18 protein-coding genes are annotated in these 18,484 nt (G+C 65.0%); 6 read left to right on the forward strand and 12 right to left on the reverse strand.

What is annotated here, in order from left to right; translation table 11 throughout:
• Positions 1-8 precede the first annotated feature (8 nt).
• The gene (locus tag LPB04_RS06310; RefSeq protein ID WP_193687880.1) at positions 9-452 is read left to right on the forward strand and encodes an FKBP-type peptidyl-prolyl cis-trans isomerase; all 444 of its coding nucleotides are present in this window, start codon (positions 9-11) and stop codon (positions 450-452) included.
• A gap of 176 nt (positions 453-628) precedes the next feature.
• Positions 629-1,927, forward strand: a complete 1,299-nt coding sequence (locus LPB04_RS06315; RefSeq protein WP_193687881.1) for an MFS family transporter — start codon at positions 629-631, stop codon at positions 1,925-1,927.
• 4 nt (positions 1,928-1,931) lie between these two features.
• Here the strand turns inward: LPB04_RS06315 and LPB04_RS06320 are convergent, their stop codons facing one another.
• The 12 genes from LPB04_RS06320 to minC form a co-directional block, all read right to left on the reverse strand.
• A complete protein-coding gene (locus LPB04_RS06320; protein WP_193687882.1) occupies positions 1,932-2,384 on the reverse strand; it encodes a GNAT family N-acetyltransferase in 453 nt (150 codons plus the stop codon).
• A 16-nt stretch (positions 2,385-2,400) separates the two neighbouring features.
• Complete coding sequence (locus LPB04_RS06325) at positions 2,401-3,435, reverse strand: histone deacetylase family protein (protein ID WP_193687883.1); 1,035 nt, start codon at positions 3,433-3,435, stop codon at positions 2,401-2,403.
• A 16-nt stretch (positions 3,436-3,451) separates the two neighbouring features.
• Entirely contained in the window at positions 3,452-5,050 is a 1,599-nt protein-coding gene (gene gshA / locus LPB04_RS06330; protein WP_193687884.1) for a glutamate--cysteine ligase, read from the reverse strand.
• Between the two features lie 104 nt (positions 5,051-5,154).
• A complete protein-coding gene (locus tag LPB04_RS06335; RefSeq protein WP_193687885.1) occupies positions 5,155-7,095 on the reverse strand; it encodes a DUF885 domain-containing protein in 1,941 nt (646 codons plus the stop codon).
• Positions 7,096-7,164: 69 nt separating this feature from the next.
• The gene (gene prmC, locus LPB04_RS06340) at positions 7,165-7,986 is read right to left on the reverse strand and encodes a peptide chain release factor N(5)-glutamine methyltransferase (RefSeq protein WP_193687886.1); all 822 of its coding nucleotides are present in this window, start codon (positions 7,984-7,986) and stop codon (positions 7,165-7,167) included.
• Positions 7,983-8,459 (reverse strand): disulfide bond formation protein B, encoded by a 477-nt coding sequence (locus LPB04_RS06345; RefSeq protein ID WP_193687887.1) that lies wholly within the window; start codon positions 8,457-8,459, stop codon positions 7,983-7,985. Before LPB04_RS06345 ends, prmC begins: the two co-directional genes overlap by 4 nt.
• A 103-nt stretch (positions 8,460-8,562) precedes the next feature.
• On the reverse strand, positions 8,563-9,639 hold the full coding sequence (prfA, locus tag LPB04_RS06350) for a peptide chain release factor 1 (RefSeq protein ID WP_193687888.1): 1,077 nt from the start codon (positions 9,637-9,639) through the stop codon (positions 8,563-8,565).
• An 85-nt stretch (positions 9,640-9,724) separates the two neighbouring features.
• Complete coding sequence (hemA, locus tag LPB04_RS06355; protein WP_193687889.1) at positions 9,725-11,008, reverse strand: glutamyl-tRNA reductase; 1,284 nt, start codon at positions 11,006-11,008, stop codon at positions 9,725-9,727.
• A 142-nt stretch (positions 11,009-11,150) separates the two neighbouring features.
• Positions 11,151-11,843: a response regulator transcription factor gene (locus tag LPB04_RS06360; protein WP_193687890.1), complete on the reverse strand. Its 693-nt coding sequence runs from the start codon at positions 11,841-11,843 to the stop codon at positions 11,151-11,153.
• Positions 11,844-12,249: 406 nt separating this feature from the next.
• Positions 12,250-12,501 carry a cell division topological specificity factor MinE gene (gene minE / locus LPB04_RS06365; protein WP_193687891.1) on the reverse strand — a complete coding sequence of 84 codons (252 nt, stop codon included), beginning with the start codon at positions 12,499-12,501 and terminating at the stop codon, positions 12,250-12,252.
• Between the two features lies 1 nt (position 12,502).
• Positions 12,503-13,318, reverse strand: a complete 816-nt coding sequence (minD, locus tag LPB04_RS06370; protein ID WP_193687892.1) for a septum site-determining protein MinD — start codon at positions 13,316-13,318, stop codon at positions 12,503-12,505.
• 70 nt (positions 13,319-13,388) lie between these two features.
• Positions 13,389-14,195: a septum site-determining protein MinC gene (gene minC, locus LPB04_RS06375; RefSeq protein ID WP_193687893.1), complete on the reverse strand. Its 807-nt coding sequence runs from the start codon at positions 14,193-14,195 to the stop codon at positions 13,389-13,391.
• Positions 14,196-14,556: 361 nt separating this feature from the next.
• Here minC and LPB04_RS06380 point away from each other — a divergent pair, with 361 nt between their 5' ends.
• From LPB04_RS06380 to LPB04_RS06395, 4 genes are all read left to right on the forward strand, one after another.
• A complete protein-coding gene (locus LPB04_RS06380; protein ID WP_193687894.1) occupies positions 14,557-15,735 on the forward strand; it encodes an acetyl-CoA C-acetyltransferase in 1,179 nt (392 codons plus the stop codon).
• A gap of 95 nt (positions 15,736-15,830) precedes the next feature.
• Positions 15,831-16,571, forward strand: coding sequence for an acetoacetyl-CoA reductase (phbB, locus tag LPB04_RS06385; RefSeq protein ID WP_193687895.1), 741 nt, complete (start codon positions 15,831-15,833; stop codon positions 16,569-16,571).
• A gap of 164 nt (positions 16,572-16,735) precedes the next feature.
• Positions 16,736-17,140: a DUF2750 domain-containing protein gene (locus LPB04_RS06390; RefSeq protein WP_227496635.1), complete on the forward strand. Its 405-nt coding sequence runs from the start codon at positions 16,736-16,738 to the stop codon at positions 17,138-17,140.
• Between the two features lie 9 nt (positions 17,141-17,149).
• Positions 17,150-18,466, forward strand: a complete 1,317-nt coding sequence (locus LPB04_RS06395; RefSeq protein WP_193687896.1) for an amino acid deaminase — start codon at positions 17,150-17,152, stop codon at positions 18,464-18,466.
• The last annotated feature ends 18 nt before the right edge of the window (positions 18,467-18,484 follow it).

Consider the following 18,484-nt stretch of genomic DNA (forward strand, 5'->3'; position numbering starts at 1 on the left):
AGTCCTCGATGCACCTCCGATCTTCCCTTATCTGCGCCTGCTGCTGCGCCGTCCTGAGCCTGAGCGCCTGCGGCGGCGGCAGCGACAGTGACGGCAGCGCTCCTGCCATTGTCGTTGCCAACCCGGCTACGCTGATCGTGACCGACAGCGTGGTCGGCACCGGCGCCGTCGCCACCGCCGGCAAGAAACTCACGGTCAATTACACCGGCTGGTATTACAGCGCCGGCGCGCCTGACCACAAGGGTGCCCAGTTCGAAAGCGGCAGCTTTGCCTTTACGCTTGGCACCGGCATGGTCATCGCCGGCTGGGACCAGGGCCTGGTCGGCATGAAGGTGGGCGGCAAGCGCAGCCTGTCGATCCCCTCCAACCTCGCCTATGGCAGCAGCGGCCGCGGTCCGATTCCGCCGAACGCGGGCCTGCTGTTCGAGGTCGAGCTGACCAAGGTCGAGTAATCGGCCTGCGAAGCGTGCTGCGCCGGCGCCCCACACGCCGCTCCCGGCAAGCGCGCGCTACCGGCCCGCACACCCCTGTCCGCCAGGGCGCGCCATCGTTCTACCTGCTCTGGAGTACGATACGCCTTCGGCGACCTCAACAGGTCGCCGATTGTGCAATTACCGGAGCATTTAGCATGGCAGAAACACTTACCCCCACCGACATCCAGGAACTGACACCGCGCCAGCGCGTCTTTGCGATTGTCGGCGCCTCCTCGGGCAACCTGGTCGAATGGTTCGACTTTTATATTTATTCGTTCTGCGCCCTGTATTTTTCCTCGGCCTTTTTCCCATCGGGTAATCCCACCACCCAGCTGCTGCAAACGGCCGGCATTTTTGCCGCCGGTTTCCTGATGCGGCCGGTCGGCGGCTGGCTGTTCGGCCACGTGGCCGACCGCTATGGCCGCAAGAATTCGATGATGATCTCGGTGCTCATGATGTGCGGCGGCTCGCTGATGATCGCGGTCTTGCCGACCTATGCCCAGATCGGCACGGCGGCGCCGGCCTTGCTGCTGCTGGCGCGCCTGTTCCAGGGTTTGTCCGTGGGCGGAGAATACGGCACCAGCGCCACCTACATGAGCGAAGTGGCGCTGCCCGGGCGGCGCGGCTTCTTCGCCTCGTTTCAATATGTCACCCTGATCGGCGGCCAGTTGCTGGCGCTGCTGGTGCTGGTGGTCTTGCAGCAACTCTTGAGCGAGGCGGAGCTGAAAGCCTGGGGCTGGCGTATCCCGTTCGTGTGCGGTGCCGCCGCCGCGCTGGTGTCGCTGTACCTGCGCCGTTCGCTGGCCGAAACCACCACCGCTTCGGACCGCAACAGCAAGGAAGCGGGCAGCCTGGGCAGCCTGTTGAAGCACAAGCGTGCGTTCATTACGGTGCTCGGCTTTACCGCCGGCGGCTCGCTGATTTTTTATACGTTTACGACCTATATGCAGAAATACCTGGTCAACACGGCCGGGATGAGCGCCAAGACCGCCAGCGCCGTGATGACGGTCGCGTTGTTGATCTACATGGGCCTGCAGCCGGTGTTCGGCGCCATGTCCGACCGCATCGGCCGGCGCACCGCGATGATCTGGTTCGGCGGCCTGGCGACCCTGTGCACGGTGCCGATCATGTCGGCCCTGCACGGCGTCACCAATCCCTGGGTGGCGGGTGTGTTGATCGTCGGCGCGCTGGCGATCATCAGCCTGTACACCTCGATCAGCGGCCTGATCAAGGCGGAAATGTTCCCGGTCGAGGTACGCGCGCTCGGCGTCGGCCTGTCCTACGCGGTCGCCAACGCGCTCTTCGGCGGCTCGGCCGAATACGTCGCCCTGTGGTTCAAGCAGGCCGGCATGGAGCAGAATTTTTACTGGTATGTCAGCGGCATGTGCGCGCTCGCCTTCATCGTCGCCCTGAGGATGCCGGATCCGAGCAAATCCGGCCTGCTCAAAGGCTGATTCGTCAGCGCAGCATGTCGATGTGCATGATGCCGTCTTCGTCGTAAGGAGCGGAGACGGTTTCAAAACCGAAGTCCTGGTAAAACTTTTCCAGGCGGTGCTGGGCGCCGATGCGGATGCGGTGACCGGGATGCAGCTGCTCGGCATACTGGATGCCGTGCGCGACCAGTTCGCGCCCGGCGCCACTGCCGCGCACGTCGTTGGTGGTCAATATGCGGCCGAGCGACATCTCGGCGTATTTCGCCCCCGGCGCCAGGCAGCGCAGGTAGGCGACCAGCATCTTCCTGCCGCCGATGTCGCGCCAGCCGAGCAGGTGGTGGGCGTCGAGGTCGTAGCCGTCGATGTCCGGATACAGGCAGGTCTGTTCGAGAATAAAAACCTGCTGGCGCTGCGCCAGGACTTCATACAGCTGGGCGCCGGAAAGGTCGGCGAAGCTGCTCCATTGCCATTCGATCATGTGTGAATCCGTGAAATTATAAATAGGCTGCGCTCTCGAAACCTTCGAGCACGTTGACCGTGTGGATGCCGGTCTCGGCCCCTTGCCCGCCCTCGAACACGAAGGCGGTCGGCAGGCCGAGCCAGGCGATGCGTTCGCCGCTGCGCAGGTAATCGGCGCCGGAGAGCGCAAACTGCGCGCTGGCGTCCGCCTCGCCCATGGCCTTGCCCACGCCGAGCGCGACCACCAGCGCCTCGGGCGCGAACGTTCCGACTTTCAGGCAGGCCGTCTCCAGCGCTGCCAGCCAGTGCGCGCCGGTCGCGCCGCGCGCGAGCGGCAGGTTCATGTTGCAGCCGGCGCCGTCGCCGCTGCCCGTTTCGCCGGCGTGGCCGAGGTAATACGGAAAATCGGAGCGCGGGTCGGCATGGATGGAAACGGTCAGCACGTCGCTGCGCGCATAAAAAATGCCCTGCGTGCCGCTGCCGTGGTGGTAGCCGATGTCGAGGATGGCCACGCGTTTGAGCCCATCGTCGAGCAGGTGCTGGGCGGCCAGCGCCGCATTGTTGAGAAAACAGCCGCCGCCGAAATGGTCGGCGCCGGCGTGCTGGCCGGGCGGACGGGTCAGTGCGAAGCTGCCGCGCCGGCCCAGGCGCAGCGCGTGCGCCGCATTGATGGCGCAGTCGGCGCCGGTTTTACAGGCATTCCAGGTGCCGGCCGTCAAAGGCGTGGCGTCCATCGAATACAGGCCGAGGCGTCCCGTAAAACTGTCGGGTTCGATGTCGCTGCGCGTGCCGCGGATCGGCCAGTTCGACGCCTGCGCAGCGTGCCCGCTATTGGCGGGGTCGAGCGCCAGCCACTCGCTCCAGGCGCTGCGCAGAAAGTGGATATAACGCGGGCTGTGGATGCGTTCGAGCGAGACCAGCGGCGCGCGGTGCGGGGTGACGATCTCGCCCAGCCCGCGCCGCTGCAGCTCCGTTAACACCAGTTCGACTTGCCCTGGCTTTTCAAACGCGGTCGGTACCTGCGCCAACGCGCGGTGCTGGGCATGGTGTTCGTTATAAAAAGTGAGCAAAGAAGCCCCGTGCGGATCAGCTGTGATTACCGCACAGTGTACTGGTATTGTAGGCGGCGACGAAATCGTCGAAGCTGCCGGTATCGGTCTGCTCGACGATCGCCTGCTCGGCCAGCGAGGCGGCGGCCATCTCGGAAAATTCCGCTTCCTCGGCCGGCATCAAGGGGCTTTCGCGGAAATAGGCCGCGTGCAGGCGGCTCTGCTGCAGGCCGAAGGCGGACGCCGAACCGAGCTTGCGCACTTCCGCCAGCACGCGCGCCGACGGCGTTTTTTCCGGATCGGCGACCTTCGCCTTTTGCTGCGCCAGTGAAGCTTCGTGCACGCCGCTCTCGTTGTGCTCTTCATCGAGCAGGCGCGCCAGCGGGCGGATGCGTTCGAGCAGTTCGTCGGCCCAGGTCGACAGCAGCACTTCTTCGCCGTCGCGTGTCAGGGTCAGGTCCGGACGGCGGCCTTCCTTCACCGTGCGCGCGAAGTTGCGGGCGTGGACCTGCCCCTCGGCGGCGCTGATCATCGGGCTTTCTTCCAGCGTACAGAACAGTAAGAAGGCGTCGAGGAAGCGGCCGGTCTCGATGGCGATGCCGATCGGCTCGAACGGATCGACGTCCAGGCAGCGCACCTCGATGTACTGCACGCCGCGGTTGCACAAGGCCTGTACCGGACGTTCGCCGGTGCGGATCACGCGCTTCGGGCGGATCGTCGAATAGTATTCGTTCTCGATCTGCAGCACGTTGGTCGACAATTGAATCCACTCGCCGTCTTTTTTCGTGCCGAGTTGCGCATACGGCGCATACGGGCGGTTGACCGCATCCATCAGGCTCGTGACATAGCTCTCCAGACTGTTTTCGTGCGGACGCAGGCCGGACTGGGCGTCGTTCTGGTAGCCCAGGTCGCTCATGCGCAGGCTGGTCGCATACGGCAGATACAGGGTGTCGTCGGACAGGGTCTCGAGCGAGTGTTGGCGCCCGCGCAAAAAACTTTTGGTCAGCGCCGGCGAGGCGCCGAACAGGTACATCAGCAGCCAGCTGTAGCGGCGGAAGTTGCGGATGGTGGCGATATAGCTTTCCGACTGAAAATCGCGCAGCGCATTACGGCGTTCTTCCGGAATGCCTTCGCTGGCCAGGATCAGCTGCCACAGCTGCTCCGGCAGCGAATAGTTGTAGTGAATGCCGGCGATGCACTGCATCGCCTTACCGTAGCGCAGCGCCAGGCCGCGGCGGTAGACGTGTTTCAACATGCCGATGTTCGACTTGCCGTACCAGCCGATCTCGATGTCTTCTTCGGCCGGCAGTTCGCCCGGCATCGACGAGCTCCACAGCATCTCGTCGCCCAGCTTCGAATAGGCGAAGCGGTGGATCGCGTCGAGCCGGTGCAGCGCCAGGCCGATGTCGTGCTCGGCCGGGGTGATGAATTCGAGCAGCGCTTCGGCGTAGTCGGTCGTGATTTGCGGGTTGGTCAGGGCCGAGCCGAGCTGGACCGGATGAGGCGTGCGCGCGAGCTGGCCTTGCGGGTCGATACGCAAGGTTTCGCGTTCGATGCCGCGCAAGCCCTGGCCGAGCAGGCCACGGTGCGCATCGTCATCCAGCAAGGCCAGGCGGCGGGTCAGTTGGTTCGACACGGGTGTTTCCTTTCTTATACTACTGCTATAGCGATTGGTGCAGAGAGTAACCGAAATTCGGACTGCACGTCGGCGGCTGGTCCATTTCTGACCAGCGTCCGGATTCAGTCCTGAGTAGGCGTCGGCGGGGCGGGTTCGACCGGCGGCTTGCCCTTGGCCGGCGCGGGATTTGCAGGAGCGGGCGGGGCCGCTGTGGCAGGCGTGCCGTCGGCGGCGGGGGCCTTGTTGACGGCGGCTGCAGGCGGGGAGACGGCCGCTGCCGGTGCCGCCGTCTCGGCAGGCGGCCTGGCGGCTGGCGGCGCCTCCGGCCCGCCCAGCTGCCCCTTCAGCCATTTTCCCATCTCGCGCTCGAGCAAGGGCAGCGGCAGCACCCCATTGCCCAGCAGGGCATCGTGAAAACGGCGCAGGTCGAAACGCGGACCGAGGGCCAGCTGCGCCTTCGCGCGCAAGGCGGTGAAGCGCAGCTGGCCCGCCTTGTAGCTCAGCGCCTGGGCAGGTTGGGCGATGTAGCGGTCGACCTCGACTTCGTTGTCCTGGGCTGCGTTCGCCGTGTTCGCGTTCAGGTAATCGAGCGCCTGCTGGCGCGACCAGCCGAGCGCGTGGATGCCGGTGTCGACTACCAGGCGGGCGGCGCGGAACATGTCGTCGTTCAGGTAGCCGAAGCGGGAGAAGGGATCGCGAAAGAAGCCCAGTTCCGGCCCCAGGCTCTCGGCATAGGTGGCCCAGCCCTCGCCGTACGCATCGTCCCAGCCTTTACGCCGGAACGCCGGCAGTTCGCGCAGCGAGCGGGCGCGCGCCACCTGCAGGTGGTGGCCGGGTACGGCTTCGTGGAGCGCCAGGGTGTCGACTTCCCACAGCGGCTGGCTGCCCAGGCGCTCGGTATTCACGACCAGGGCCGCACTGCGCTCGCGCGTGCCGGCTTCGTAATAGGCCGCCACCTGGCCGGCGCCGCCCGCGAGCCCCAGGCGCTTGACGCCAATCTCGTCCTCGGGAATCGCGCCGAACAGGGCCGGAAGACGCGAGGTCGCGCGCTCGATCACGCGGCGGTAGCGCGCCAGCAGCGCCTCCGCGTCGCGCGCGAACAGGCGTGGATCCGAGCGCGCAAAACTCAGGAACTGGGGCAGCGTGCCGCGAAAGCCGGTGCGCCGCACGGTGTCGAGCATCGCCAGGCGGATGCGCGCCACCTCCTTCAGACCGAGTGCGTGCAGTTCGAGCGGGGTCAGGTCGCCGCCGGTCGCATTCCGGGCCAGAAAGGCGTAGTAGCCGGGCCCGCCCGGCAGGCTGGAGGCGGCGAGGGTGTCGCGCGCGGCCGGCAGGTACTCGGTCCTCATGAAATCTTCCAGGCGGCGCAGGGCGGGTGCGGCGCTGTCGGCCAGGGCGCCGGTACCGGCCGCCAGCAGTTCCTCGCGCATTTTGATGTCGATGGTGGCGGGAATGCGGCGCAAGGGCGCGCCGAGCGGACCGTCGACCAGGCGTTCGCGCAGCACTTTTAGCTGGTCGGGCACGGCGCGCACGCTGGCCCTGGACGCGGTCCAGCCGCTGCGCACGCCTTCGCGCAGTTGCTCGATCAGGCCGTCGACGTGGTCCGGCAAGGCGTTCAGGCGCGCGATGTAGTTGCGGTAGTCTTCCTCGCTGGCGAAGGGCGTCTGCGCGACGAGGCGCGGCAGGCGTACCTGCAGGCCGTCCCAGCTTGTCAGCAGCTGCGGGTCGACCGGAGAGAAGGCGAGCGTGGCGAGCTGGCGCTCCTGGTCGAAAATCAACAGGTCGAGCGAAAGGCGCTCCTGGGCGCCCAGGCCCGTGCGGTCGATGGCGCGCGCTTCCTCGAGCACCGTGCGCAGGTGTTCGCGCCTGGCTTTTACGGCCGCCAGCGACAGGTCGGACAGGCGGTCGTTGTAGCGCCGCTCGCCGATGATGGTCGCGTATTCGGGCTGGTGTTCCAGCCGCCATTGCCAGTCGCGCTCGAACAAGGCCGCCGCCGGGCCGGGCGCGCTGAGCGCGATGCCATGGGCGGTGAACAGGACGAGGGCGGTCAATAGGCGGCGCATCGGGAAACCAGGGTGGCGGTGTGAGCATTGTAGCAACGCCCGCCGAAGGGGCGCGCACCGCGCAGTCGGCTACCCGCGCCGGCCGCCGCTGACCCGTTCGATCCCGCCCAGGTCGCGCCAGCTCTGGACCTCACCATAGCCGGCCTCCAGCAGCAGCGCCCGCACCGCCTCGGCCTGGTCATAGCCGTGTTCCAGCAGCAGCCAGCCGCCCGCCACCAGATGGGCCGGCGCGCCCTGGATGATCGTGCGCAGTGCCGACAAACCGTCGGCGAAGTCGGTCAGTGCCCCGCTCGGCTCGAACCGTAAATCTCCCTGCGCCAGGTGGACGTCGCCGCCGGCGATGTAGGGCGGATTCGAGGCGATCAGGTCGAATGTCTCGCTCCCCAGGGCAGCGAACCAGTCGCTGCGCAGGAAGCGGACATCGGCCTTGTTCGCATGCGCATTCGCCGCGGCGACGGCGAGTGCTTCGGCGCTGACATCGAGCGCCGTCACGGCGGCGTCGGGCCGCGTATGCGCCACCGACACGGCAATCGCGCCGCTGCCGGTACCCATGTCGAGCAGGCGCGCGCGCGGCGCCAGGCGCTCGAGTGTCAATTCGACGATCAACTCGGTATCCGGACGCGGGATCAGCACGGCCGGGGTGACGTGAAAGGGCAAGCCGAAGAATTCGCGCTGCCCGACGATGTAGGCGATCGGCTCACCGGCCTGGCGCCGCGCCACCAGCGCGCTGAGACGCGCCGCCTCGTCCGCGTTCAGCACGCGTTCGGAATTGGTGATCAGCCCGACGCGCGTGAGGTCCAGCGCGTAACAGAGCAGGATGCGGTTTTCCAGCGGGTCGAGCGGCAGGCCCGCCTGCAGCGCGGCGACCGTGGTGCCGGCGGCAATGTTCATCGCGCGCGGCGGCCGGAGACCAGCACCCAGGCCAGGGGAATGGTCAGCAGCACGAACCAGACGGCCGACCATTGCGGGATCGACAGGCCGAACAGCGCATCGGTGGCGTTCTCGCATAGCCCCTCGGCCTTGAACAGCCAAGGCAGCAAGGTCGCCGTCGGGATTTTGTTCAGCATCGTTTCCATCGGATCGATACCGCAGGAAAAGCCGGGGTGCGCCAGCACATACAAGTGTTTGCCCACAGTGCCCAGCCCGCCCAGCGCCGCCAGCAGCGCGACGCCGGCGCCGCCCCGGATTTTATTGCCCAGCGCGCCGACCAGACTGGCCACGCCGATGCCAAGGAAGGCATAGCGCTGGATCACGCACAGCGGGCAGGGCAGCATGTCGTGCGCGTGCTGCAGGTACAGGGCGGCGCCGACCAGCGCGAAACTGATGAAGGAAGTAATGAGCAAAACGGAGCGGAAACGTGGCATCGCGTATGAACTTTCGGGGTCAGGAGAGTGGCGCGATTCTCGCATACGGAAGGATCGCTGCCGCATTTTCACATTGGCAAGATCTTTTTGCCTTAACGTGAACTTAATCGCCCAGCGCCGCCAGCAATTCCGCCTGGTGCTCGGCCGCCAGGGCGTTGGTCAGCTCGGTGAGGTCGCCGTCCATAATAAAGTCGAGTTTATATAAGGTCAGGTTGATGCGGTGGTCGGTCAACCTGCCCTGCGGGAAGTTGTAGGTGCGGATCCGCTCGCTGCGGTCGCCCGAGCCAATCAGACTTTTACGGGTGGCCGCTTCCTTCGACTGCTGTTCGCGCAGCTGCACATCTTTTATGCGCGCGGCGAGGACTTTCATGGCCTGCGCCTTGTTCTTGTGCTGGCTGCGGTCGTCCTGGCATTCGACGACGATGTTGGTCGGCAGGTGGGTGATGCGCACCGCCGAATCGGTTTTATTGATGTGCTGGCCGCCGGCGCCGGAGGCGCGGTAGGTGTCGATGCGCAGGTCGGCCGGGTTGATGTAGACGTCCTCGACCTCGTCCGCTTCCGGCATCACGGCCACCGTGCAGGCCGAGGTGTGGATGCGTCCCTGGGTTTCGGTGGCGGGCACGCGCTGCACCCGGTGGCCGCCCGATTCGAATTTCAGTTTCGAATACACGCCATTGCCGATCACGCGCACGATGACTTCGCGGTAGCCGCCCAGGTCGGAGCTCGATTCGGAAACCATCTCCACCTGCCAGCGGTTGCGTTCGGCAAAGCGGGTGTACATGCGCAGCAAATCTCCCGCGAACAGGGCCGATTCGTCGCCGCCGGTACCGGCGCGGATCTCGAGGAAAATGTTGCGCTCGTCGTTTTCGTCCTTCGGCAGCAGCATTTTTTGTAAATCGAGGTCGAGCGCGGCGAGGCGCCCTTTGGCGGACTCGATTTCTTCTTGCGCGAATTCCTTCATCTCCGGATCGCCCAGCATTTCCTGGGCCGCGGCAATATCGCCGTTCGCCTCCTGGTACTGGCGGTAGAGAGCGACGAGCGGACCGATCTCGGCATGCTCCTTCGTCATTTTCCGATAATTGTCCATGTTGGCGGTGGCGCCTTCATGGGTCAGCAATTCGTCGAGTTCGACCAGGCGGTTCGCGAGTTGGTCCAGCTTGGCCAGCATCGATGGTTTCATAGCGGATTCGGAAAGAGTTGGAACAAAGGCGCGTGGCGCCGGGACGCGCCCGATGGCGGGCGCAACTGCAGAAGTAAAAAAAGCGCTAACGGCGGCCGCGGAACAGCTGCGGCAGCAGGCCGGCCAGGCGTGCGCGCTCGTCGCCTTCGGCGCGGTGCAGCGCCTGCTGCGGACCGTGCAGGAACTTGGCGGTCAGGCCTTTCGACAAGGCCTCCAGCACGGCGTCGACGTCTTCTCCGCGCGCCAGCAGTTTGCGGGCGCGCTCGAGTTCGGCCAGGCGCAGCGCCTCGCTCGACTCGTGGAGTTGCTGGATCACCGGCACCACGGCGCGGTCGCCGATCCAGTGCATGAAGGAGGCGACCCGGTTCTCGATGATGGCCTCGGCCTGGGCGACGGCCGCCTGCCGGCTTTCCATGCCGGTCTGCACCACCTGCGCCAGGTCGTCGACGGTGTACAGGAACACGTCGTCCAGTCGCGCCACTTCCGGTTCGATATCGCGCGGTACGGCCAGATCGGCCATGAAGACCGGACGGTGGCGCCGCGCTTTGATGGCGCGCTCGACCAGGCCGAGGCCGAGCAGCGGCAGCGTGGACGCCGTGCAGGAGACGACGATGTCGAACTGGTGCAACTGCTGCGGCAGGTCGGCCAGGCGGATCGCGCGCGCGTTCAGGCGCGTGGCGAGCGACTCCCCGCGTTCCATGGTGCGGTTGGCGATGGTGATCGATTTCGGGTTCTGCGCCGCGAAGTGGGCCGCGCACAGTTCGATCATCTCGCCGGCGCCGATGAACAGCACGTGCTGGTCGGAGATGCTGTCGAAGATGCGCTGCGACAGGCGCACGCAGGCCGCCGCCATCGAGACGCTGTGGGCGCCGATCTCGGTGGTGGTACGCACTTCCTTGGCCACCGCGAAGCTGCGCTGGAACAGCTGGTGCAGGTAGGTGCCGAGACCGCCCGCTTCGTCGGCGGTGCGTACCGCGTCCTTCATCTGGCCCAGGATCTGCGGCTCGCCCAGCACCATCGAATCGAGGCCGGAGGCGACGCGGAAGGCGTGGCGCACGGCATCGTCCTGCGGCAGCATGTACAGGTGCGGACGCAGCTCGGCGAAATTCAGGGCGTGGTAGTGGGCGAGGAACTGAGCCGAGGCATCGAGCGGATTGGCGACGCCGCTGGCGGCATACAGTTCGGTGCGGTTGCAGGTCGAGAGAATCGCCGCCTCGTCGCCGCCGGCGGTGTCACTGTGCTTGATGCGGCCGAACCATTCGCGCGCCGAGTGCACCGCCCGTCCCAGCTGCTCGGGCCCGAGCGCCAGCTGCTCGCGCAGCGAGACCGGTGCAGTCGTGTGGTTCAGGCCAACGGCGAGCAGTTGCATGCTGGGGTAAAAGGAGGGAAACGGTGACAGCCATTATACGCGCATGCGCGCGCAGTGTCCGGCGGGTGCCCCGTGGAAGCTCGCAGGGTGGGCACGGGCGAACCCGGCATGCAGGCCGTTGGCCTGCATGCCCCCGCAGACATTATTGCGCGCCGAGCTTTTCGAGGCGATAGCCGTAGCTGTACACCGGCACCAGCCTGAAACCGTTTTCCGGGCGCAGGCTGAGTTTATTGCGCACGCGCGAGACATGGGTGTCCATGGTGCGCGAGGGCACGGCCGTTTCGCGGACCCAGACGGCTTCGTGGATATAGGCGCGCGACAGCGGGCGGCCGATGTTGCGGAAGAACAGCAGGGCCAGATAAAACTCTTTCTGGGTGACGTCGATGACGCTGCCGTCCTTCAGCAGACGGCCCGGGCGGGTTTCGAAGACGTAGGAGCCGAATTGCAGCTGCTCGGTGCCGGTCTGCGCCGGATAGGCGCGGCGCAGCAGGGCCGAGACGCGCGCCACCAGTTCGCCGCGGCGCAGCGGTTTCACCAGGTAGTCGTCGGCGCCGGCGGCCATGCCGGCCACGATGTCGTCTTCGGCGCTGCCGCTGACGAGGAACATGGCCGGCGCGTCGGGCGCCATTTTTTCCTTGGCGCGGCGCAGGGTATCGGCCGCTTCCGGGTCGCCGGCGGGCCAGTCCATGATCAGGAGGTCGGTGCTGTCCTTGCGCATCTGCGCCAGCATCTCCTTGCCGCTGTCGAAGAACTGGCAACTGTGGCCGGCGGCACTCAGTACCTGGCAAACCAGGTCTGCCTGACTACGGTCATTATCAAGGACGGCTATTCTCATGGCGGCACGCTATTTGTCAAATTCGTACTGTAGGATGAGTCCTACAACGTTAAACCGACTATATCAGACTTTGACAAAATAATGCTACTTGTTAACTTCCATTTTTTATCGAAAGAGCATAGGCATCGGGAAGGTGTGCGGAATTCTCAACAGTTCTTCCTCTATGAACACTCAATTCCGACAGTTTGACAGGAGTTGGACGTGAGCGAATCCTTGCAGCATAAATGCAACATAAATGGCCAAAAAACAACACTGTTGCATGGCCTGGGGGCATTGTGAGGGAAATGTGAAAGACGCGCTGGCGCGTATTCCTACAAGACAGGCGGCCCCTGCGCTTCAAAAAGGCCGGGCGGAAACGACAGCGTCCGGACTGGCCGGACGCTGGTGGGGGAAGGAATGCGCTGTGTTACGCGTCGGGCAGGACCACGTTCACGTCGAGCACTTCCAGGTTGCCCTGGCGGTCGAGCGAAATCTTGATGTCGTCCGCGTTGACCTTGGTGTACTTCGAGATCACTTCGATCAGTTCGCGGTGCAGGGCCGGCAGGAAGTCCGGGCCGGTCCGATTCGTGCGCTCACGGGCGATGATGATCTGCAGCCGTTCCTTGGCCGCGGTCGCGCTCTTCTTCTTTTCGGGGAACAGGAATGAGAGCAGGGCCATATCACTTTGTCCCGAAGAGGCGCTGCAGCAGGCCCGGCTTTTCGTAGTTCGTGAAGCGCAGCGGACGGTCTTCGCCGAGGAAACGGGCGACCACGTCTTCATAGGCTTCGGCCACGTCGGTGCCCTTGAAGTGAATCGCCGGATTGCCCTGGTTGGAGGCGTGCAGCACCGATTCCGATTCCGGGATGATGCCGATCAGCGGGATGCGCAGGATTTCCTGCACGTCCTGGTAAGACAGCATCTCGTCGTTTTCGACGCGCTTCGGCGAGTAACGGGTAATCAGCAAATGTTCCTTGACCGGCTCGCCGCCGGTCTGGGCGCGGCGCGACTTGGCCTGGATGATGCCGAGGATGCGGTCCGAATCGCGCACCGACGACACTTCCGGGTTGGTCACGATCAGCGCTTCATCGGCGAAGGTCAAGGCCATCAGGGCGCCATGCTCGATACCGGCCGGCGAATCGCAGATGATGAATTCGAAGTCCATCTTGACCAGTTCGTTCAGCACGCGCTCGATGCCGTCTTCCGACAGGGCATCCTTGTCGCGCGTCTGCGAGGCCGGCAGGATGAACAGGTTGTCGCAGTGCTTGTCCTTGATCAGGGCCTGGTTCAGCGTCGCCTCGCCATTGACCACGTTGACCAGGTCGTACACGACACGGCGTTCGCAGCCCATGATCAGGTCGAGGTTCCGCAGGCCGACGTCGAAGTCCAGCACGGCGGTCTTGTGGCCGCGCAGGGCCAGGCCGGTGGAGAAGCTTGCGCTGGAGGTGGTTTTGCCCACGCCGCCCTTGCCGGACGTCACAACAATAATTCTTGCCACAAAAGTGTCCTTTACAGTATCTGGTAGTGCCTGGCTCAGGTGCGCGATCAGATGCGCGACGAAGCCGGAGTCAGCGGTTCGAAGTCAGTGATGATATATCGATCCGGTCGCCGACCAGGCGAATTTGTGCCGGCTGGCGTGCCAGCTCGGCAGGGAAGCCGTCGTCGAAGGTGCGGTACACGCCTGCGATCGACACCAGTTCCGGTTGCAGCGACAGGCCGAAGATGCGCGAATCGGCATTCCCCGACGCCCCCGCCAGCGCGCGCCCATGCATGGGCGCGTAGACGTGGATGCTGCCGTCGGCAATGATCTCGGCGCCATTGTTCACGGCTGCCGTGATGATCAGGTCGCAGCCGCGCGCATACACGCGCTGGCCGGCGCGCACCGGCGTGTCGACGATCATGGCCGGCAGCGCCACGGTCTGCGGCTGTTGCGGCTGGGCTGGATGCGGGGCTGGCGGCGCGGGCGCCGGGGCCGCTTGCTGCACCGGCGCGATGGTGACGGCGGCGCTGGCGGCGGTCGCCGCGGCGACATCCTCGCGCGCGCGGTCGCCGCCGGCGCCGTCGTCGAGCGCCAGCCCGCGCGCCTTGATGGCCTCGCTCATCTCGGGCGTGGCGCCGCGCACGGCCACCGCGTTCAGGCGGTATTTCTTCAGCAGGTCGACCAGCGCGCGCCAGTCGATATAGGTGGGCTCGGGGCGCAGCGCGCCGACGTCGATCACCGCGAATTCATCTTCGAAAAAGTCCGAGACGCCGCCGGTCATTTGCTTGAGGGCCGCATCGATCGCAATCGGGTCAACCGAATGCAGGATCGCCGAGATGGCGACGACCGTGGAAATCTTGATTTCGATGGGCAGGCTGGACGGGCTTTTCGACATAAACGGTTCAGGTTGGATTAGCCCGTGCATTCTACTGTGAAATTTGCTGAAAAGGGAGGCATTTCCCCGATCATTCCATAGGGCAATTGACAGTGCAACAGCGTTCCTTATTTTGCTGGAAATAACCGTGTGGAAACCCCTGATCAACCGATAAGCTTTACTGGTTGTTTTCCGTGGATAAGCTGATAAGATTGACTTCGCTCAAACGTAAACGCAGGCGTGAAATCTACCATCCGAGGTTTCCGCCGGGCCGACATCGGCAGCCCTGCACCGTATCCGGGTGCACATTTACTAGCGCCACAGAGCGTACCGAGCGTATCGCTGCCAATCAAACCTGGCTCAGCCAGAACTGGAGAGAACAATGGAAGACGTCGTCATCGTAGCCGCCGGCCGCACCGCGGTCGGCAAATTCGGCGGGTCCCTCGCCAAGATCCCCGCCGCCGAGCTCGGCGCGCAAGTCATCCGCCAGCTGCTGGCGAAAACCGGGATCGATCCCGCGACCGTCAGCGAAGTCATCATGGGGCAAGTGCTCACCGCCGGCGCCGGCCAGAACCCGGCGCGCCAGGCCGCCATCAAAAGCGGCCTGCCCGACATGGTGCCGGCCTACACCATCAACAAAGTCTGCGGCAGCGGCCTGAAAGCCACCCATCTGGCCACCCAGGCGATCCGTTGCGGCGACGCCAACATCGTCATCGCCGGCGGCCAGGAAAACATGAGCGCCTCGCCGCACGTGCTGAACGGCTCGCGCGACGGTTTCCGCATGGGCGACGCCAAGCTGGTCGATACCATGATCGTCGACGGCCTGTGGGACGTCTACAACCAGTACCACATGGGCGTCACTGCCGAGAACGTCGCACGCAAGTACGAGATCTCGCGCGCCGAGCAGGACGAATTCGCCCTGAACTCGCAGCTGAAAGCCGAGGCCGCGCAAAAGGCCGGCAAATTCAAGGACGAGATCATCCCGATCGAGATCCCGTCGAAGAAGGGCACCGTTGTCTTCGATACCGACGAGTATCCGAAAGCCGGCAGCACGATCGAGGCCTTGGCCAGCCTGCGTCCCGCCTTCAACAAGGAAGGGACTGTCACGGCCGGCAACGCATCCGGCCTGAACGACGGCGCCGCTGCCGTGATCATGATGAGCGCCTCGAAGGCGCGTGAACTGGGCCTGACCCCGATCGCGCGCATCAAGGCCTATGCGTCCTCGGGCCTCGATCCCACCATCATGGGCATGGGCCCGGTGTCGGCGTCGCGCCTGTGCCTGCAGAAGGCCGGCTGGACCCACGACCAGGTCGACCTGATGGAAATCAACGAGGCCTTTGCCGCGCAGGCGGTGGCGGTCAACAAGGAAATGGGCTGGGATACCTCGAAGATCAACGTCAACGGCGGTGCGATCGCCCTCGGCCACCCGATCGGCGCCTCCGGCGCGCGCGTGCTGGTGACCCTGCTGCACGAAATGGTGAGGCGCGACGCCAAGCGTGGCCTGGCCAGCCTGTGCATCGGTGGCGGCATGGGCGTGGCGCTGGCGGTGGAACGCGACTAGGCAGGCTTGTAGTGCTGACAAAGGAGCCACGGGACACAGGCGCACAAGCGGTGATCGCGGCTCCTCACAACGACGGACAAAACAGGAGAAGACAAATGGCACGAGTAGCTTTAGTTACGGGTGGTATGGGCGGTCTTGGCGAAGCCGTGTGCATCAAGCTGGCGGCACTCGGCTACACGGTGGTGACGACCCACTCGCCGGGCAACAACAAAGCCGAAAGCTGGCTCGCCTCGATGCGCGACCAGGGCTTTAATTTCAAAGCCTATCCGTGCGACGTCGCCGACTACGATTCCGCGCAGGCCTGCGTCAAACAGGTCGAGCAGGAAGTCGGTCCGGTCGACGTGCTCGTCAACAACGCCGGCATCACGCGCGACATGACGTTCAAGAAGATGGATAAAGTGAACTGGGACGCGGTCATCAAGACCAACCTCGATTCCGTGTTCAACATGACGAAACCGGTCTGCGACGGCATGGTCGAGCGTGGCTGGGGCCGCATCATCAACATCTCGTCGGTCAACGGCCAGAAGGGCGCCTTCGGCCAGACCAACTACTCGGCCGCGAAAGCCGGCATGCACGGTTTTACCAAGGCGCTGGCGCTGGAAGTGGCGAGAAAGGGCGTTACCGTCAACACCATCTCGCCGGGCTATATCGGCACCAAGATGGTCATGGAGATCCCAAGTGAGGTGCTGGAAAGCAAAATCATCCCGCAAATCCCGATGGGCCGCCTCGGCAAGCCGGATGAAGTCGCCGGCCTGGTCGCCTACCTGTCGTCGGACGAAGCGGCCTTCGTGACCGGCGCGAATATCGCGATCAACGGCGGCCAGCACATGTACTGACCGGCGTTTTGTACGTCACCGGAAGCACCGCCGCGGCCCTCGGCCCCAGGCGGTGTTTTTTTATGAGCGGCGCAACGCAGGCGCAAGTGCAGATGTGCAAGAGCGCGGCTCGTTCGCGCCGTTTTTTGTATCCTGCATGGACCCCCTGTCAAACCGATAAACCGATGGACGCCAGCGAAACCTCTTCCGTAGTCAATCTTCCCAAGCAGCTGCGCTACGAACATTTTATTCGCCGTGTGGCCGATACCGGCCGGGTCTGGGGCCTGGTGCGCGACGGCTGGGCCATCGGCAAGACCGACGACGGCGCGCTGGTCTTTCCGCTCTGGCCGACGGGCGAGCTGGCGCAGCAATGCGCCGTGCTCGAGTGGGAAGGGTATGTGCCGCAGGAATTCGATTTGCAGGAACTGTTCGACGAACTGCTGCCGCAGATCGAGGCCGACGGCATCCTGCCCGGCATCACCTATACGCCCGACGAATACGGGCTGACGCCCTCGCACACCCAACTGCGCGCCGACCTGCAGGCGCGCCTGCGCCAGCGTGCGTTTTCCCGCAACGACTCCGCCGAATAAGGCCATCTCATGCATACCCTCCCGTACGACGGCCTGGTCCTGGCCGCCCTCGACGAACAGTTATTGCACCCCGGCGTCAAAGGTTTACCGATCACCGAGCCGCTGCGCCAGGGGGCGATCGGCGTGCAGGGCTGGAATGTGCTGCACGCCGACACCAGTTTCCCGGTCGCCGTCCTGAAAACAGGCGCCCTGCGCCATAACCTCGACTGGATGCGCCGCTTTTGCGAACGTTACCAGGTGACGCTGGCGCCGCACGGCAAGACGACGATGAGTCCGCAATTGTTCGGCGCCCAGCTTGCCAACGGCGCCTGGGGCATCACCCTGGCCAGCGCCACGCAAATCCAGGTCGCCTACCGCTTCGGCGTGCGGCGCGTGCTGTTGGCCAATCAATTGGTGGCACCGGCCGACATCAAGTCGGTACTTGCCCTGCTGCGCAGCGACCCCGGTTTCGAATGCATCCTGCTGGCCGATTCGCTGGCGGGGGTGGCGCGCCTGGCCGAAGCGGTGGCGCTGCATCCACTGGCGCATCCGCTGCCGGTACTGGTCGAACTGGGGCTGGCCGGTAAACGCGCCGGCTGCCGCACGCCGGAGGCGGCCATCACGGTGGCGCGCGCGATCGCCGGCGCGCCCGGCCTGCAACTGGCGGGTTACGAGGGGTATGAAGGGCTGCTGGTGACCGACGACCGCAAGCAGGACCTGGCGGCCGTCGACGCCTTCCTGGCCCAGCTGGTGGAACTGGTGCGCAGCGGCGACGACGAAGGGCTGTTCACGGGGGCCGAGATCCTGCTGTCGGCTGGCGGTTCCGCCTATTTCGACCTGGTCGCGCGCGGCCTTGGCGCCGTTTCCGGGCTGTCGCGGCCGGTACGCGCGGTGCTGCGCAGCGGCTGCTACCTGACGAGCGACCATGGCACCTATGAACGCATGATCGGCGAACTCAATGCGCGCGAAGGAGATCGGGACGGCTTGCAACCGGCCCTGGAGGTGTGGGCGATGGTGCAGTCGCGTCCCGAACCGACGCTGGCCATTCTGACCATGGGCAAGCGCGACGTGTCGTATGACGCCGACCTGCCGGTTCCCCTGCTGTACCACCGCCCCGGCCCCGGCGCGCCGCACGCGCTGCCGCCGGGCTGCAGCATTTTCAAACTGAACGACCAGCACGCCTATCTGCGCCTGCCCGACGGCCATCCCTTGTGCACGGAGCTGGCGGTGGGCGACCTGGTCGGCTGCGGCATTTCCCACCCGTGTACCACCTTCGACAAATGGCCCTTGATCCTGAGCGTCGACGACGACTATCACGTGCGCGGCGCCTGCAATACCTTCTTCTAAGACGGTAGTACGGTAGGC

Origin of the sequence: Massilia litorea (genome assembly GCF_015101885.1) — a bacterium.
GTDB classification, from domain to species: domain Bacteria; phylum Pseudomonadota; class Gammaproteobacteria; order Burkholderiales; family Burkholderiaceae_D; genus Telluria; species Telluria litorea.

Bases quoted from the DNA above. Each gene is read 5' to 3' on its own strand.
- LPB04_RS06310 (WP_193687880.1), top strand. From the start codon at position 9: ATGCACCTCCGATCTTCCCTTATCTGCGCCTGCTGCTGCGCCGTCCTG.
- LPB04_RS06315 (WP_193687881.1), top strand. From the start codon at position 629: ATGGCAGAAACACTTACCCCCACCGACATCCAGGAACTGACACCGCGC.
- LPB04_RS06320 (WP_193687882.1), bottom strand. From the start codon at position 2,384: ATGATCGAATGGCAATGGAGCAGCTTCGCCGACCTTTCCGGCGCCCAG.
- LPB04_RS06335 (WP_193687885.1), bottom strand. From the start codon at position 7,095: ATGCGCCGCCTATTGACCGCCCTCGTCCTGTTCACCGCCCATGGCATC.
- prmC (WP_193687886.1), bottom strand. From the start codon at position 7,986: ATGAACATTGCCGCCGGCACCACGGTCGCCGCGCTGCAGGCGGGCCTG.
- LPB04_RS06345 (WP_193687887.1), bottom strand. From the start codon at position 8,459: ATGCCACGTTTCCGCTCCGTTTTGCTCATTACTTCCTTCATCAGTTTC.
- prfA (WP_193687888.1), bottom strand. From the start codon at position 9,639: ATGAAACCATCGATGCTGGCCAAGCTGGACCAACTCGCGAACCGCCTG.
- hemA (WP_193687889.1), bottom strand. From the start codon at position 11,008: ATGCAACTGCTCGCCGTTGGCCTGAACCACACGACTGCACCGGTCTCG.
- LPB04_RS06360 (WP_193687890.1), bottom strand. From the start codon at position 11,843: ATGAGAATAGCCGTCCTTGATAATGACCGTAGTCAGGCAGACCTGGTT.
- minE (WP_193687891.1), bottom strand. From the start codon at position 12,501: ATGGCCCTGCTCTCATTCCTGTTCCCCGAAAAGAAGAAGAGCGCGACC.
- minC (WP_193687893.1), bottom strand. From the start codon at position 14,195: ATGTCGAAAAGCCCGTCCAGCCTGCCCATCGAAATCAAGATTTCCACG.
- LPB04_RS06380 (WP_193687894.1), top strand. From the start codon at position 14,557: ATGGAAGACGTCGTCATCGTAGCCGCCGGCCGCACCGCGGTCGGCAAA.
- phbB (WP_193687895.1), top strand. From the start codon at position 15,831: ATGGCACGAGTAGCTTTAGTTACGGGTGGTATGGGCGGTCTTGGCGAA.
- LPB04_RS06390 (WP_227496635.1), top strand. From the start codon at position 16,736: ATGGACGCCAGCGAAACCTCTTCCGTAGTCAATCTTCCCAAGCAGCTG.
- LPB04_RS06395 (WP_193687896.1), top strand. From the start codon at position 17,150: ATGCATACCCTCCCGTACGACGGCCTGGTCCTGGCCGCCCTCGACGAA.